Genomic DNA, 12,868 nt, shown 5'->3' with positions numbered 1-12,868 from the left:
ACATGACTAACTCCCTTACCTGCACTGAAGTGTCGGCGGGCTACGGCGCAGAGCTGATCGTCAAAGACGTCACGCTGGAAATCCCAGACGGGAAGATTACCGCTCTCATCGGCCCTAACGGCAGTGGAAAGTCGACACTGCTGAAGGTTCTTGGCAGGCAGTTGACCCCCGTTAGCGGCGGGATAGATCTGGACGGGCGCCGAATCTCCGACTTTGGGGCCCGACAATTCGCTCGGCGCCTGTCCTTTCTGCCACAGCAGCCTGTGGTTCCGGAGGGGATGACGGTCCGCGAGCTCATCGCTTTTGGCCGTTACCCATACGCGGGCGCGTTTGCGTCGTTAAGCGAAAAAGACCACGCGGCAATCGCGCAGGCGGCCCGGCAGACCGGCGTCGAGGAATTCCTCGACGTGGATGCTATGGCGCTGTCCGGCGGGCAGCGGCAGCGGATGTGGATTGCCATGACCTTGGCTCAAGACACCGACATTATGCTTCTCGACGAGCCGACGACCTTCCTCGACCCCGCTCATCAGCTGGCGATTCTGGACTTGGTGCAGGAGCTAAACCGCAAGGGGCGGACGATCGTGATGGTCGTGCATGACATGGCTCACGCGGCGAAGTATTCCGACCATGTGGTTGTGCTGCGCGATGGGCGCATCGTCGAACAGGGGCCGACGCAGGAGACTTTGGATTCGGAGCTGATTCGACGCGCATTCGGAATCTCGACTCTCATGGTGGAAGATCCTAAGACGGGTCGAAACCTGCCCATTGCTTATGGTGTTGAATAAGAGGCACGGCTGAGCAGCACGGGCATAAAAAAGAAGGGGACGGAAAAATCCGTCCCCTTCTTTTTAGCCATGAGCTAGAGCTGCGAGCAGTAAATTACTCAGCAGACTCATCTTCCTCAGCCGGAGCATCCGGGGTCTCAGCCTCGCCCATGCCCTCGATGTCGGCGTCAACGTCACCGGCCGGATCCTCCTCCGGCTCAACGATGTTGAAGATGAGCAGCTCGGCGTCGTCGGCGAGCTCGAGGCCCTCCGGAAGCTCGACTGCACCAGCGTGGACCTGGGTGCCGACCTCGGCGCCCTCGACAGAGACCTCGATCTCTTCCGGAATGGACAGAACCGGTGCGACGACCAGGATGGTCTCCGCATCCTGCATGAGCAGGGCGCCCGGTGCGACCTCGCCGGTGGCGACAACCGGAACCTCGACCTCGACCTTCTCGCCGCGGTGGATGGCGAGCAGGTCAGCGTGGTCGATGTTGAAGGTCAGCGGGTTCTGGTCAACAGCCTTGATCATGGACAGCTGGGACTCGCCCTCGATGTCGACATCCAGAACAGCGTTGATGCCGTGGTTACGGACGACGGCGTGGAACTCCAGGGAATCAACCAGGATGTGCTTCGGGGACTCGAGGTCTGCACCGTAGATGACAACCGGGATGTCGCCTGCAACGCGAGCACGACGAGCGGCACCCTTGCCGAACTCGGTGCGGTTGCGAGCTTCAATCTTGGTGATACTGGGCTTTGCCATGGAAATGGACTCCTAAACGATTCTTGTGATGAGTCGTCGAGTCGAGCACGTGCCGCGTTCAGACCTACAGGTGCTGTGAATAATCGCGAGCGTCGCGTCGATAACGGCAGCCGCTGAAAATTTAAGGGCCACCCTCGCCGAGACTTACTCGGGGAATTGTAGTTCAGAGCAGCGAGAAAAGACAAACCCCGCCCCCTCGAGCCCGCGGGGAGCTTCAAGAGGGGCGGGGAGACGTCGTCAAGCGCCGAAAGCGGCTTAGGCCTGGCCCTCGAAGAGGGTGGTCACGGAGCCGTTTTCGAAGATCTCGTGGATGGTCTTGGCCAGCAGCGGGGCAATCGGGAGAACGGTGAGGTTGTCCCAGCCCTCGGTGGACTGTGGCAGGGTGTCGGTGGTGATGACCTCGCGTGCGCCGCACTTGGACAGACGCTCGCGTGCCGGATCGGAGAAGACGCCGTGGGTAGTCGCGATGATGACGTCAGTAGCTCCGGCCTGGCGCAGGACGTTCACAGCGCCGGCGATGGTTCCGCCGGTGTCAATCATGTCGTCGATCAGCAGGCAGGTCTTGCCGGAAACCTCGCCGACGACGCGGTTGGCGACGACCTGGTTGGCGACATCGACCGAGCGGGTCTTGTGGATGAAGGCCATCGGAGCATCGCCCAGGGTGTTGGCCCACTTCTCGGAGACCTTCACGCGGCCGGCATCAGGGGAGACCACGCACAGGTTGTCCAGGGAGTAGTTTTCCTTGATGTAGTCGGCCAGAATCGGCATTGCGTGCATGTGGTCGACCGGTCCGTCGAAGAATCCCTGAATCTGATCCGTGTGCAAGTCGACGGAGACGATGCGGTCAGCGCCCGCGGTCTTGAGCAGGTCAGCGACGAGGCGAGCGGAAATCGGCTCGCGGCCGCGGTGCTTCTTATCCTGGCGTGCGTACGGGAAGAACGGCAGGATAGCGGTGATTCGCTTCGCGGAGCCACGCTTGAGGGCGTCGATCATGATGAGCTGCTCGACAAGCCACTTGTTCAGCGGTGCCGGGTGCGCCTGCAGGACGAAGGCGTCGGAGCCGCGGACGGACTCCTCGTAGCGAACGAAGATCTCGCCGTTTGCGAAGTCGCGCGCGGTCATCGGGGTGAGCTCAATGCCCAACTCCTTGGCGACCGCCTCACCCAGCTCCGGGTGAGCCCTTCCGGAGAAGAGCATGAGGTTCTTTTGGTTATCGATCCACTGGCCGGTCATCTGCCGTCTAGCCTTCCTGGTCTTCCTTGATTTTGCTGGCGTTTCCCGCAGCCTCTGCAGCTTGGGCGGCCTCGGCAGCTGCAGTGCCGGGGCGCTTGCGCGCGACCCAACCGTCGATGTTGCGCTGGCGGCCACCACTGACTGCCAGTGCTCCCGGGGGAACGTCATCCTTAATAACAGTACCCGCTCCCGAGTACGCCCCATCACCCACGGTCACCGGGGCGATGAACATAGTGTCGGATCCGGTGCGCACATGGCTGCCGATGACAGTGCGGTGCTTGTTAACCCCGTCGTAGTTGACGAATACGCTCGACGCTCCGATATTGGAGTGCTCACCAATCTCCGCGTCGCCGACGTAGGTCAGGTGCGGGACCTTGGAGCCGTTGCCGATCTGCGCGTTCTTCGCCTCAACGAATCCGCCCAGCTTCGCGCCGACGCCCAGCTTCGTGCCCGGTCGGATGTAGGTGAAGGGGCCGACGTTGGCCTCCTCGCCAATCTCCGAATCGGAACCGTGGGTGCGCACGACGTTTGCACGCTTGCCGACGGTCATATTGGTCAGCGTCGTATCCGGTCCGACAGTGGCGCCGTCGCCAATAATTGTCTTTCCGTGGAGCTGGGTGCCCGGCAGAATGGTGACGTCGCGACCGATCTGGACATCGACGTCGATCCAAGTGGTGGCCGGGTCGACGATTGTTGCACCGCCCCGCATCGCAGCCTCGCAGTTGCGACGGTTCATTTCGCGGCCGAGTGTGGCAAGCTGCACGCGGTCGTTGACACCGGCGACGACCGTGGCATCGGTAAGCCGGTGTCCGCGCACCGAGCGGTCGGCCTCGCGGGCGATGCCGATGACATCGGTGAGGTAGAGCTCGCCCTGCGCGTTATTTGTGTCCAGCTGCGACAGCGCGCTGGCCAGAGTCTGGGCGTCGAAAGCGTACACGCCGGAGTTGACCTCGGTGATCGCGCGTTCAGCGGCGCTGGCGTCCTTTTCCTCGACGATGCGCAAGACCTCGCCGTCGGCGTTGCGGACGATGCGGCCGTAGCCGTGCGGGTTGTCTGCGGTGGAGGTCAGTACCGTGACCGCGGCGCGGGGCTTGCGATTGTGCTCCTCGAGGAGAGCGGCCAGCGCGACCGAATCCAGAAGGGGCACGTCGGAGGTGGTGACCAGGACGGTCCCCTCGAAGTCCTTCAGAGCAGAGTCATCGAGTGCGCACTGCACGGCGTGTCCGGTTCCCTTTTGCTCTTCTTGGTGAGCGATAGCGACCGAGCCGAAGTCAGTAGCTTTCTGCCAGGCTCCGATAGCCTGGATGACTTTGTCGCGCTGGTGCCCCACGACTACTGCGATTTGGTCCGGATTGATGCCCTTGGCCGCGTAGAGGGCGTGCTCCAACATGGTGCGGCCGCCGATTGCGTGAAGCATTTTCGGCGTATCTGACTTCATGCGGGTGCCCTGGCCTGCGGCCAAAATGACCACAGCGGTGGCCGAACCGTTTGACATGTACTTGCTACTCCTCGATCGGGTGCGTCACGGTCACGGCGGGGCGAAAATCGGGGATAGGCCCCCCGTTGGCTCTCCCACCAGGACTCGAACCTAGAATGCCGGTACCAAAAACCGGAGTGTTGCCATTACACCATAGGAGATTGGCGGGATGAGCCGGAATATGCGTTCCGTCCGCCTGGGTACACGATAGCAAGTCTTTAGCCACTAATCTAAAAAGCATGGCAGCCAATTCTCCGAGACGACGCATGACCGGGCCACAGCGCAGAGCGCAGCTGATTGAGGTCAGCCGCGGCATTTTCGCAACGAAGGGGCCCGACGCTGCATCGATGGAGGAAATCGCCGCCGCAGCCGGAGTTTCAAAGCCTGTTGTCTACGAGCATTTCGGCACCAAGGAGCGCCTGTACGAGACCGTCGTCCAGCATGAGATGGAAGTTCTCGACAGCACGATTCGCCAGGCGCTGTCGCTGGGGCGTTCTCGCTACCGCATCGAGCAGGCGGTGCTCGCGCTGCTTACCTATGTGGAGGAAAATCCCGAGGGCTTTTCCATTATCTCTAGGGATCCCGGCATCGCCGGCGGGTACGAGACTCTGCTGAACAATGCCACGGAGTCGGTCACCCCGATTCTTGCCGACGCCTTCGTACGCGCCGGATTCGACCCGTCCATGGCGGTCCTCTACGGAAACTGCCTGGTCGGGATGGTATCGCAGACGGCCCGTTGGTGGCTGGAGAAGCGCAGCCCGGATAAGGAGACCGTCGCCGCGCACATCGTCAACCTCTGCTGGAACGGCCTGGCCGGCATGGAATCCGCGCCGAGTCTGCGCAGTAAGGCCGAAGTCGCCGAGGCCGAGACTGCCGAGCAGGGTGCCACTTTCGGAGCAGGCGCCGAGGCGGACCCGCTTCGAGGCGCGTAGCTAAATTTCGCTTAGCTATATTGATGCTATGCCAACCTCTCCTTCGCAGTCCGCCCAGTTAGTCCATCCGCTTTCGGGACTTGCGGGGCTGATTGCGACGGATCCTCAGTTCGTCGGAGTGCTCGGCAGAGTAGGGGAGGACGGACTCGCCCTGTCAGGCGTCGACGCGGTGCGCTCGCACCTGATTCATGCGCTGTCGTCGAAGGTTCCGGTTCTGGTGGTCACCGCAACCGGCCGTGAGGCGGAGGACCTCACGGCCGAGGTTTCCTCCATGATTGGCGATCGCGTCGCCATGTTCCCCTCCTGGGAAACTTTGCCGCACGAGAAGCTCTCTCCCGCAGTGGACACCGTGTCCCGGCGCCGCAGGGCTCTACAAGGAGTGCGCGACGGCTCGGTTCGGGTGCTGATCGCAGCGGTGCGCTCGCTGGTGCAGCCGATCGTCGACGACAGCGCAGACCCCGCCGCGGCTCCCATCGAGATCCGCGCCGACCACGACTGCGAGAATCTCGTCGAGCGCCTTGTCCATCACGGCTATTCGCACGTAGACATGGTGGGCAGGCGTGGACAGTTCGCCGTGCGCGGCGGCATTGTTGACGTGTTTCCGGCCAACGGCGAGCTACCCGTGCGCATTGAGCTCTGGGGAGACGAAGTCACCGACGTGCGTGCATTCTCCGTTGGAGACCAGCGCACCATCGCCGAGGTCGAGATTGAGGCCCTCGAGATCTACCCCTGCCGAGCTCTGCTTATCGACGACAATGTCCGCGCCGCCGCGGAAGAATTGGCAGCGACGCGCACCGGGCAGGTCCAGGAGATGCTCACCCGCATCTCCGACGGGCAGTGGGTCGAGGGCATGGAAGCGCTGATTCCCCTGATCTCGAAGCATCCGATGAAGATGCTGACCGAGCTGATGCCGGAGGGCACGCACACCCTCGTGTGCAGCCCGGAGCGCATTCGGTCCAGGGCCGCCGACCTCATCAGTGCCGGAGAAGAATTCATGGCTGCGGCCTGGGAAACCGCTGCAATGGGCGGGTCAGCCCCGATTGCGACAGATGGGCTGGAACCAAGCGCATACCGCAGCCTGGGCAGCATCAATATGTCTCCGTCCTGGAGTATTTCGCCTCCCGGCATGCTGGAGGCCGGGGTTGACGAGGGCGATGTGCTGCCGCTGACCTTCGAGCCGGGGCCCGCTCCGCGCGGTGACCTGAAGGAAATTGGCGCGATGATGAAGCACCTGCGTGAGGCCACCGTCGGCGGTGAGCGCGCGGCCTACGTTGCGGCGACGCCTGCTGGGGCGCGTCGGCAAGCGGAGAAGTTCCGCGAGGCCGGAATCGCAACCCGGACCGCTACAGGGCCGGAACAGCCCGAGCCGGGGAGGGTGACTGTCTACCAGGGAGTGCTGCACGGCGGACTCGTGTTTCCGCGCATCCCGGGCGGCGCGCTGACGCTGGTGACGGAGGAAGACCTCACCGGCAACCGCGTGGCCGAGGGAGCGCTCGGCGGACGTCGCAAGCCGGCGAAGAGGCGAGGCCGCGTCGACCCTCTGGCGCTGAAGGCCGGCGATTTTGTGGTCCACGACACCCACGGCATCGGGCGGTTTGTGAAGCTGACCGAACGCACGATAGGCGCGGGCGAGGACCAGGCGCGCCGCGAGTACGTGGTGCTGGAGTATGCGCCCTCCAAGAGGGGAGGCCCGGCGGACCAGCTCTTCGTGCCCATGGAGAGCCTGGACCTGCTGTCGCGCTACGTCGGCGGCGAAAAACCGCACCTGTCCAAGATGGGCGGCTCGGACTGGAAGTCCACCAAGCGCAAGGCGCGCGGTGCGGTGCGAGAAATCGCCGAAGAGCTGGTCAAGCTCTATGCGGAGCGTCAGGCCTCACCAGGCCACGCGTTCGCGCCGGACTCGCCCTGGCAGTCCGAGATGGAGGACAACTTCCCCTTCACCGAGACCGAAGACCAGCTCCAAGCAATCGACGAGATTAAGTCGGATATGGAAAAGCCAGTGCCGATGGACCGCGTGCTTATTGGCGACGTTGGCTACGGCAAGACCGAAGTCGCACTTCGAGCCGCGTTCAAGGCCGTCCAGGACGGTCGACAGGTCGCCGTGCTGGTTCCGACCACGCTGCTGGCGCAGCAGCACCTGGCGACATTCACCCAGCGCATGGAGGACTTCCCGGTCACCATTCGCGGGCTGTCGCGCTTTACCTCCCCGAAGGAGTCGAAGAAGACCCTCGAGGGGCTCAAATCCGGCGAAGTCGATATTGTCATCGGCACCCACCGTCTGCTGCAAACCGGCGTGCAGTGGAAGGAACTCGGCCTGGTCATCGTCGACGAGGAGCAGCGCTTCGGCGTCGAGCACAAGGAGCACATCAAGGCGCTGCGCCACCACGTCGACGTGCTGACCATGTCCGCGACCCCGATTCCGCGAACACTGGAGATGTCGATCGCCGGTATCCGCGAAATGAGCCAAATCCTCACCCCACCGCAGGACCGCCACCCGGTGCTGACCTACGTCGGCGCGCACTCAGACAAGCAGATTGCCGCCACTATCCGACGCGAGTTGCTGCGCGACGGCCAGGTGTTCTACCTGCACAATAAGGTCGCAACAATCGACAAAGCCGCCCAGAATGTGCGCAACCTAGTCCCGGAGGCGCGCGTCGTCGTGGCCCACGGGCAGATGGGGGAGGAGCAGCTGGAGCGCACGGTCGACGGATTCTGGAAGCGCGAATACGACGTACTCGTCTGCACAACCATCGTGGAGACTGGCCTGGACATCGCCAACGCGAACACCCTAATCGTCGAAAATGCCCACCACATGGGCCTGTCCCAGCTCCACCAGCTGCGCGGTCGCGTCGGGCGCTCCCGCGAGAGGGCCTACGCCTATTTCCTATACCCGTCCGACCAGACCCTGACGGAAACCTCCTACGACCGTCTGGCGACCATCGCGCAGAATAACGACCTCGGCGCGGGCATGGCCGTGGCCATGAAGGACCTGGAGATGCGCGGTGCTGGCAACGTTCTCGGCGCCGAGCAGTCCGGTCACATCGCGGGCGTCGGCTTCGACATGTACGTCCGACTCGTCGGCGAAGCCGTCGCCGCGCTCAAGGCCGTGGCAGACGGTGCCACGCCGGACGCGTCCGAGGAGGAACCGAAGGAAGTCCGGATTGACCTGCCGGTGGATGCAAATATTCCCGCCGAGTACGTGTCGTCGGAACGCCTGCGCCTGGAGGCCTACCGTAAGTTCGCATCGGCCCAGGCGCTGGATGAAATCGACGTGGTCGTCGAAGAGCTCGTCGATCGCTACGGCACCCCACCCATTGAGGTGGATCGACTGGCTGTAATATCGCGACTTCGAATTATTTGCCGCGAATTCGGCGTGCATGAGGTTCAAGCGATGGGTGCGCACATTAAGATAGCCCCTATGGAACTTGCTGACTCCAAGCAAGTACGCCTGAAGCGCCTCTACCCGCAGGCTACGTATAGGGCAGCCACCCGCACGGTGTCCGTCGGTATGCCGAAGGAGGGCAAGGGGCTTCGGGCTAAGCCAGTGCGAGACGTCGCGCTGGTGCAGTGGGTCGCAGATTTCTTGACGTCAATGGCGGGCATTCCGCGTATGGATATCTCGCACACGGGAAAGGACTAGTGAACGTATGACTGTCATCAAGCTCGATGGCCGGTTTCCAACGGCAATTCCGCTGGAAGCAGCCAGCCTGCTGACCGGTGAAGTCAGCTACACCGAAGAGGTCCCCATCCGAGTGCGCTGGGCAATCGCCGACGCCGGTGGGCACTCGGTCTCCTCTGCCGAGGTTCTGGTCACCACCGACATGGACAACGACGAGGTCCTCGATCGCCTTGATCGCGGTGAGACGGTCTACTCGGTCGGGCTTGACGACGCCCCGACACCGCCTGCCTCCGCCCCCGCCGCCGCGGTCTCAGCCACGGCCTCGGCTGCCGCCGAGGAGTCCCCGGAGCCAATTCCCGAGCTGGTCGCTGAGCCCGATCCGGCGTCGGTCGCGCAGACGGTCTCTCGCTTGCCGCACGTCGAGGAGGCTGTCGATATCATGGCGGCGGCCCGTCGCACTGGCCAATGGGAGGCAAAGCAGACACACGAGAGCCTTTTGCCGTACCTCATTGAGGAGACCTACGAGTTCGTAGATGCGGTGAACGAGGGCGGTGACATCCGCAGCGAGCTGTCCGACCTGCTCCTGCAGGTTCTCTTTCACGCAGAGATTGCGGAGGACTTCGACTTCGACGGTGTCGCAGCCGGGTTCATCCTGAAGATGCGCGCCCGTCAGCCGTACCTGTTCGACGGCTCCGTTAAGACCGGCGAAATGGTCTCCGAGGCGGAGCAGGAGAAGTTGTGGAACTCCGGCCGTGGTCGCCCGCGCTCGCAGCCGTCCGAGCAGCTGCCGGCCCTGGCTCTCGCAGAGAAGGCGATTGCTCGTGCCCGTGCCCTGGGCATGAGCGACGCAGAGATTCCGGTTGAGATTCTCGTCCCCACGCCGGGCTTGGAAACCGCATCTGGAGCAGAGGAGCGCACCCGTGTCGCGGCCCGCGCCTTCCTGGCTCAGCTCGACGCCCTGGAGAAACAGGGGCAGCCGTCGGCAAGCGAATAATTTTTAAGCGAACACTTAAATCGAGCTCGCCTTGGTTTACAAGTTGAGGCCGTAGAGTATTTCCCCATGCCTGCAAATGCGCCATTTGATCCATACGCTCGCCCCGCTCCCCGCGGGGCTTTGCGGCGTGGGAAAAAGCGCAAGTCGACCGGCTGCGGTTGCCTCAGCGTGACCGCCCTTGCGGTGATCGTGATCATTGGCGTTGTCGGCGCTTTGAGCATGTTTTCAGGGCCTGTGCTGCCCTCGCTGAATAAGCAGCCGATTCCGGATCACGTACCACCGGCGGCAGCGGCGCCTCCACCCATGATTGATGTGCACGCGCCGGGCCGGACCTCCGATCAGCTTCATCAGTGGGCGCAGCCCATCGCGCAGCAGACTGAGGTTTCGGAGGATGCGTTGCGCGCATATGGCAATGCTTACGTCATCGCCGCGGAATCGTACCCGGAGTGTCACCTCGAGTGGAACACACTGGCCGGCATCGGTCAGATTGAGACCAGGCATGGTACTTATTCCGGAAACTGGCTGCAGCCCTCGAGGATTGACCCGGACGGCGTCGTTCGGCCACCGATTATTGGCCCCTCTCTGAATGGGACCGGCGCTTTTGCGGAAGTGCGCGATACCGATGGCGGGGCTCTCGACGGGGATAGTGAGTACGACCGAGCTGTCGGCCCGATGCAGTTCATTCCAGAGACGTGGGCCCGCTTTGCGACGGACGCATCAGGGGATGGGGTTGCAGACCCCAACAACATCGACGATGCGGCCGCGACGACCGCCCGCATGATGTGCAGCGGCGGCCGCGACCTGTCCACCCCTGAAGGGTGGGCGTCTGCAGTGCGCTCATACAACCAGTCTGAGCAGTATCTTCGCGACGTTCGCGATGCTGCCGCTAACTACGCGCTGAATCAGCCGGCGTAGGGGAAAAGGCCGTTTACGGCGAAGGTCGCCAAACCGTGCCACAATTGGAGACGAGTGCCGGAATGGTTCCGGCGGAAAGGTGACCTATGGCTGCAATCATCGAGTTGAACGCACGCGAGATTCTGGACTCCCGCGGTAACCCGACCGTCGAGGTTGAGGTTTTGCTGGAGGATGGCTCCGTCGGCCGCGCTGCGGTTCCGTCGGGAGCGTCGACCGGCGTTCACGAGGCTCATGAGCTTCGCGATGGCGGGGAGCGCTACCTGGGCAAAGGCGTTGAGAAGGCCGTCCGCGGAGTTCTCGAGGAGATTGAGGACGCAATCATCGGCCTGGAGGCCGAGGACCAGCGTATCGTCGACAAGACCATGATTGAGCTCGACGGCACCGAGAACAAGTCCCGCTTGGGCGCTAACGCAATCCTGGGTGTTTCCATGGCCGTCGCTAAGGCTGCTGCGGAGTCCGCAGGCCTGGACCTGTTCCGCTACGTCGGTGGCCCGAACGGCCACGTCTTGCCGGTTCCGATGATGAACATCCTCAACGGTGGCGCTCACGCTGATTCCGGCGTTGACGTCCAGGAGTTCATGATTGCCCCGATTGGTGCCCCGACCTTCAAGGAGGCGCTGCGCATCGGCGCTGAGGTTTACCACGCCCTGAAGAAGGTCATCAAGGACAAGGGCCTGTCGACCGGTCTCGGCGACGAGGGCGGCTTCGCTCCGTCGGTCGATTCCACCAAGGCAGCCCTGGACCTCATCGTCGAGGCAATCGAGGCAGCCGGCTACAAGCTGGGCGAGGAAGTCGCACTGGCTCTGGACGTCGCATCCTCCGAATTCTACAAGGACGGAAAGTACCACTTCGAGGGCGGCGAGCACACCGCTGAGGAGATGGCAGCTGTCTACGCTGATCTCGTCGACAACTACGCAATTGTCTCCATCGAGGATCCGCTGCAGGAAGACGACTGGGAGGGCTATACCAAGCTCACCGCTCAGATTGGTGACAAGGTCCAGATCGTCGGCGATGACTTCTTCGTCACCAACCCGGCTCGCCTGGCTGAGGGCATCGAAAAGAAGGCCGCCAACGCCCTGCTGGTGAAGGTCAACCAGATTGGCTCCCTGTCTGAGACTTTCGAGGCCGTTGCCATGGCACACAACGCTGGCTACAAGTCCATGATGTCGCACCGCTCCGGTGAGACCGAGGACACCACGATTGCCGACCTGGCAGTCGCCCTCAACTGTGGCCAGATCAAGACCGGCGCGCCGGCTCGCTCCGAGCGTGTTGCCAAGTACAACCAGCTGCTCCGCATCGAGGAGTACCTGGGCGACGCCGCTGTCTACGCAGGCCGTAGCGCCTTCCCGCGCCTGAAGTAATAGGCGCCGCACGATTCGTCGTGAAGCAATAGCATATCCCCGCTCGAGCCGAAAAGGGCTCGGGCGGGTTTCGCTATGTATGGGGCCGGGTCGGGTAATGTGTGCACCATGAGCGCATCAGGTACACAACGCCCGAACGGCAGACTCCGCATGGGGCGTCCGTCGTCGGCTGGGTTAGTCTCTGGGGTGCGTTCGCTCAGCACCGGCCAGACCATTCTGATTGGTTTTCTGCTGCTGTTTCTTGTCCTGACCTTGACCATGCCACTGCGCACTTACGCTCAGCAGAGGGCGGACCTTGCCGAAACCAGGGATAACATCGCACGCATGGAGGCGCGCATTGCGCAGCTGGAGAAGGAAAAGGAGCTCTACTCCAATCCCGCATATATCCGGGAGCAGGCGCGTCTTCGCCTCGGGCTGATTAAGCCCGGCGAGACTCCGTTCCGGATTTTGGACCCGACGTTGGGGCAGCAGCACGAAAACAGCGATCAGCAGGTGCAGCGGAAAAATGATAAGGCCTGGTACGCCGCACTGTGGGACTCTATCTCGGTCCCACCGCAGCCGGAGACCACGGTGTCCAATCCGGGCAGGGAACAGGCAACGAAGCCGGAGAGTCTGCCGACTGTCCCCGATCCCGAAGCGCCGCAAGAGGGTCAGCAGTAGGATTGACTAGTATTCTTTAGTCGTTAATTCCATTTGGATTTTGAAAAATTCTTTGACCGCGTCCGAGAAGTCGGCGCGGTGCTGAAATAGGTTGAAAAGCTCGCGCGGTGAAGTACCTGGACGTTTTTCGCGGCCGGGCGAGGAAAGGGG

General features: G+C 62.7%; 10 protein-coding genes and 1 tRNA gene. 7 read left to right on the top strand and 4 right to left on the bottom strand.

Annotated features, from left to right (window positions below):
- Window positions 1-2: 2 nt before the first annotated feature.
- Entirely contained in the window at window positions 3-785 is a 783-nt protein-coding gene (locus CLAC_RS08850) for an ABC transporter ATP-binding protein (protein ID WP_053412605.1), read from the top strand.
- 94 nt (window positions 786-879) lie between these two features.
- Here the strand turns inward: CLAC_RS08850 and CLAC_RS08845 are convergent, their stop codons facing one another.
- The 4 genes from CLAC_RS08845 to CLAC_RS08830 all read right to left on the bottom strand — a co-directional run bounded on the left by CLAC_RS08845 (window position 880) and on the right by CLAC_RS08830 (window position 4,398).
- Complete coding sequence (locus CLAC_RS08845; protein WP_053412604.1) at window positions 880-1,527, bottom strand: 50S ribosomal protein L25/general stress protein Ctc; 648 nt, start codon at window positions 1,525-1,527, stop codon at window positions 880-882.
- Window positions 1,528-1,782: 255 nt separating this feature from the next.
- Complete coding sequence (locus CLAC_RS08840; protein ID WP_053412603.1) at window positions 1,783-2,760, bottom strand: ribose-phosphate diphosphokinase; 978 nt, start codon at window positions 2,758-2,760, stop codon at window positions 1,783-1,785.
- Between the two features lie 7 nt (window positions 2,761-2,767).
- The gene (gene glmU, locus CLAC_RS08835; protein WP_053412602.1) at window positions 2,768-4,255 is read right to left on the bottom strand and encodes a bifunctional UDP-N-acetylglucosamine diphosphorylase/glucosamine-1-phosphate N-acetyltransferase GlmU; all 1,488 of its coding nucleotides are present in this window, start codon (window positions 4,253-4,255) and stop codon (window positions 2,768-2,770) included.
- 69 nt (window positions 4,256-4,324) lie between these two features.
- Window positions 4,325-4,398, bottom strand: a tRNA-Gln gene (locus CLAC_RS08830).
- Window positions 4,399-4,476: 78 nt separating this feature from the next.
- Here CLAC_RS08830 and CLAC_RS08825 point away from each other — a divergent pair.
- The 6 genes from CLAC_RS08825 (at window position 4,477) to CLAC_RS08800 (ending at window position 12,718) form a co-directional block, all read left to right on the top strand.
- Window positions 4,477-5,169 (top strand): TetR/AcrR family transcriptional regulator, encoded by a 693-nt coding sequence (locus CLAC_RS08825; protein WP_425388795.1) that lies wholly within the window; start codon window positions 4,477-4,479, stop codon window positions 5,167-5,169.
- A gap of 28 nt (window positions 5,170-5,197) precedes the next feature.
- Window positions 5,198-8,809, top strand: a complete 3,612-nt coding sequence (gene mfd, locus CLAC_RS08820) for a transcription-repair coupling factor (RefSeq protein WP_053412600.1) — start codon at window positions 5,198-5,200, stop codon at window positions 8,807-8,809.
- A gap of 7 nt (window positions 8,810-8,816) precedes the next feature.
- The gene (locus tag CLAC_RS08815) at window positions 8,817-9,782 is read left to right on the top strand and encodes a MazG nucleotide pyrophosphohydrolase domain-containing protein (RefSeq protein WP_082313285.1); all 966 of its coding nucleotides are present in this window, start codon (window positions 8,817-8,819) and stop codon (window positions 9,780-9,782) included.
- A gap of 66 nt (window positions 9,783-9,848) precedes the next feature.
- Window positions 9,849-10,697 carry a lytic transglycosylase domain-containing protein gene (locus CLAC_RS08810; protein ID WP_053412599.1) on the top strand — a complete coding sequence of 283 codons (849 nt, stop codon included), beginning with the start codon at window positions 9,849-9,851 and terminating at the stop codon, window positions 10,695-10,697.
- 86 nt (window positions 10,698-10,783) lie between these two features.
- Window positions 10,784-12,058: a phosphopyruvate hydratase gene (gene eno / locus CLAC_RS08805; RefSeq protein WP_053412598.1), complete on the top strand. Its 1,275-nt coding sequence runs from the start codon at window positions 10,784-10,786 to the stop codon at window positions 12,056-12,058.
- Between the two features lie 108 nt (window positions 12,059-12,166).
- Window positions 12,167-12,718, top strand: a complete 552-nt coding sequence (locus CLAC_RS08800; protein ID WP_082313553.1) for an FtsB family cell division protein — start codon at window positions 12,167-12,169, stop codon at window positions 12,716-12,718.
- Window positions 12,719-12,868 lie beyond the last annotated feature (150 nt).

This window comes from Corynebacterium lactis RW2-5 (genome assembly GCF_001274895.1).
GTDB lineage: Bacteria > Actinomycetota > Actinomycetes > Mycobacteriales > Mycobacteriaceae > Corynebacterium > Corynebacterium lactis.
Note: the sequence above shows the minus strand (reverse complement) of the source record. Positions and strands in the feature narration are given on the sequence as shown.

Coding starts and splice junctions, on each gene's coding strand:
- CLAC_RS08850 (WP_053412605.1), top strand. CDS start 3: ATGACTAACTCCCTTACCTGCACTGAAGTGTCGGCGGGCTACGGCGCA.
- CLAC_RS08845 (WP_053412604.1), bottom strand. CDS start 1,527: ATGGCAAAGCCCAGTATCACCAAGATTGAAGCTCGCAACCGCACCGAG.
- CLAC_RS08840 (WP_053412603.1), bottom strand. CDS start 2,760: ATGACCGGCCAGTGGATCGATAACCAAAAGAACCTCATGCTCTTCTCC.
- glmU (WP_053412602.1), bottom strand. CDS start 4,255: ATGTCAAACGGTTCGGCCACCGCTGTGGTCATTTTGGCCGCAGGCCAG.
- CLAC_RS08825 (WP_425388795.1), top strand. CDS start 4,477: ATGGCAGCCAATTCTCCGAGACGACGCATGACCGGGCCACAGCGCAGA.
- mfd (WP_053412600.1), top strand. CDS start 5,198: ATGCCAACCTCTCCTTCGCAGTCCGCCCAGTTAGTCCATCCGCTTTCG.
- CLAC_RS08815 (WP_082313285.1), top strand. CDS start 8,817: ATGACTGTCATCAAGCTCGATGGCCGGTTTCCAACGGCAATTCCGCTG.
- CLAC_RS08810 (WP_053412599.1), top strand. CDS start 9,849: ATGCCTGCAAATGCGCCATTTGATCCATACGCTCGCCCCGCTCCCCGC.
- eno (WP_053412598.1), top strand. CDS start 10,784: ATGGCTGCAATCATCGAGTTGAACGCACGCGAGATTCTGGACTCCCGC.
- CLAC_RS08800 (WP_082313553.1), top strand. CDS start 12,167: ATGAGCGCATCAGGTACACAACGCCCGAACGGCAGACTCCGCATGGGG.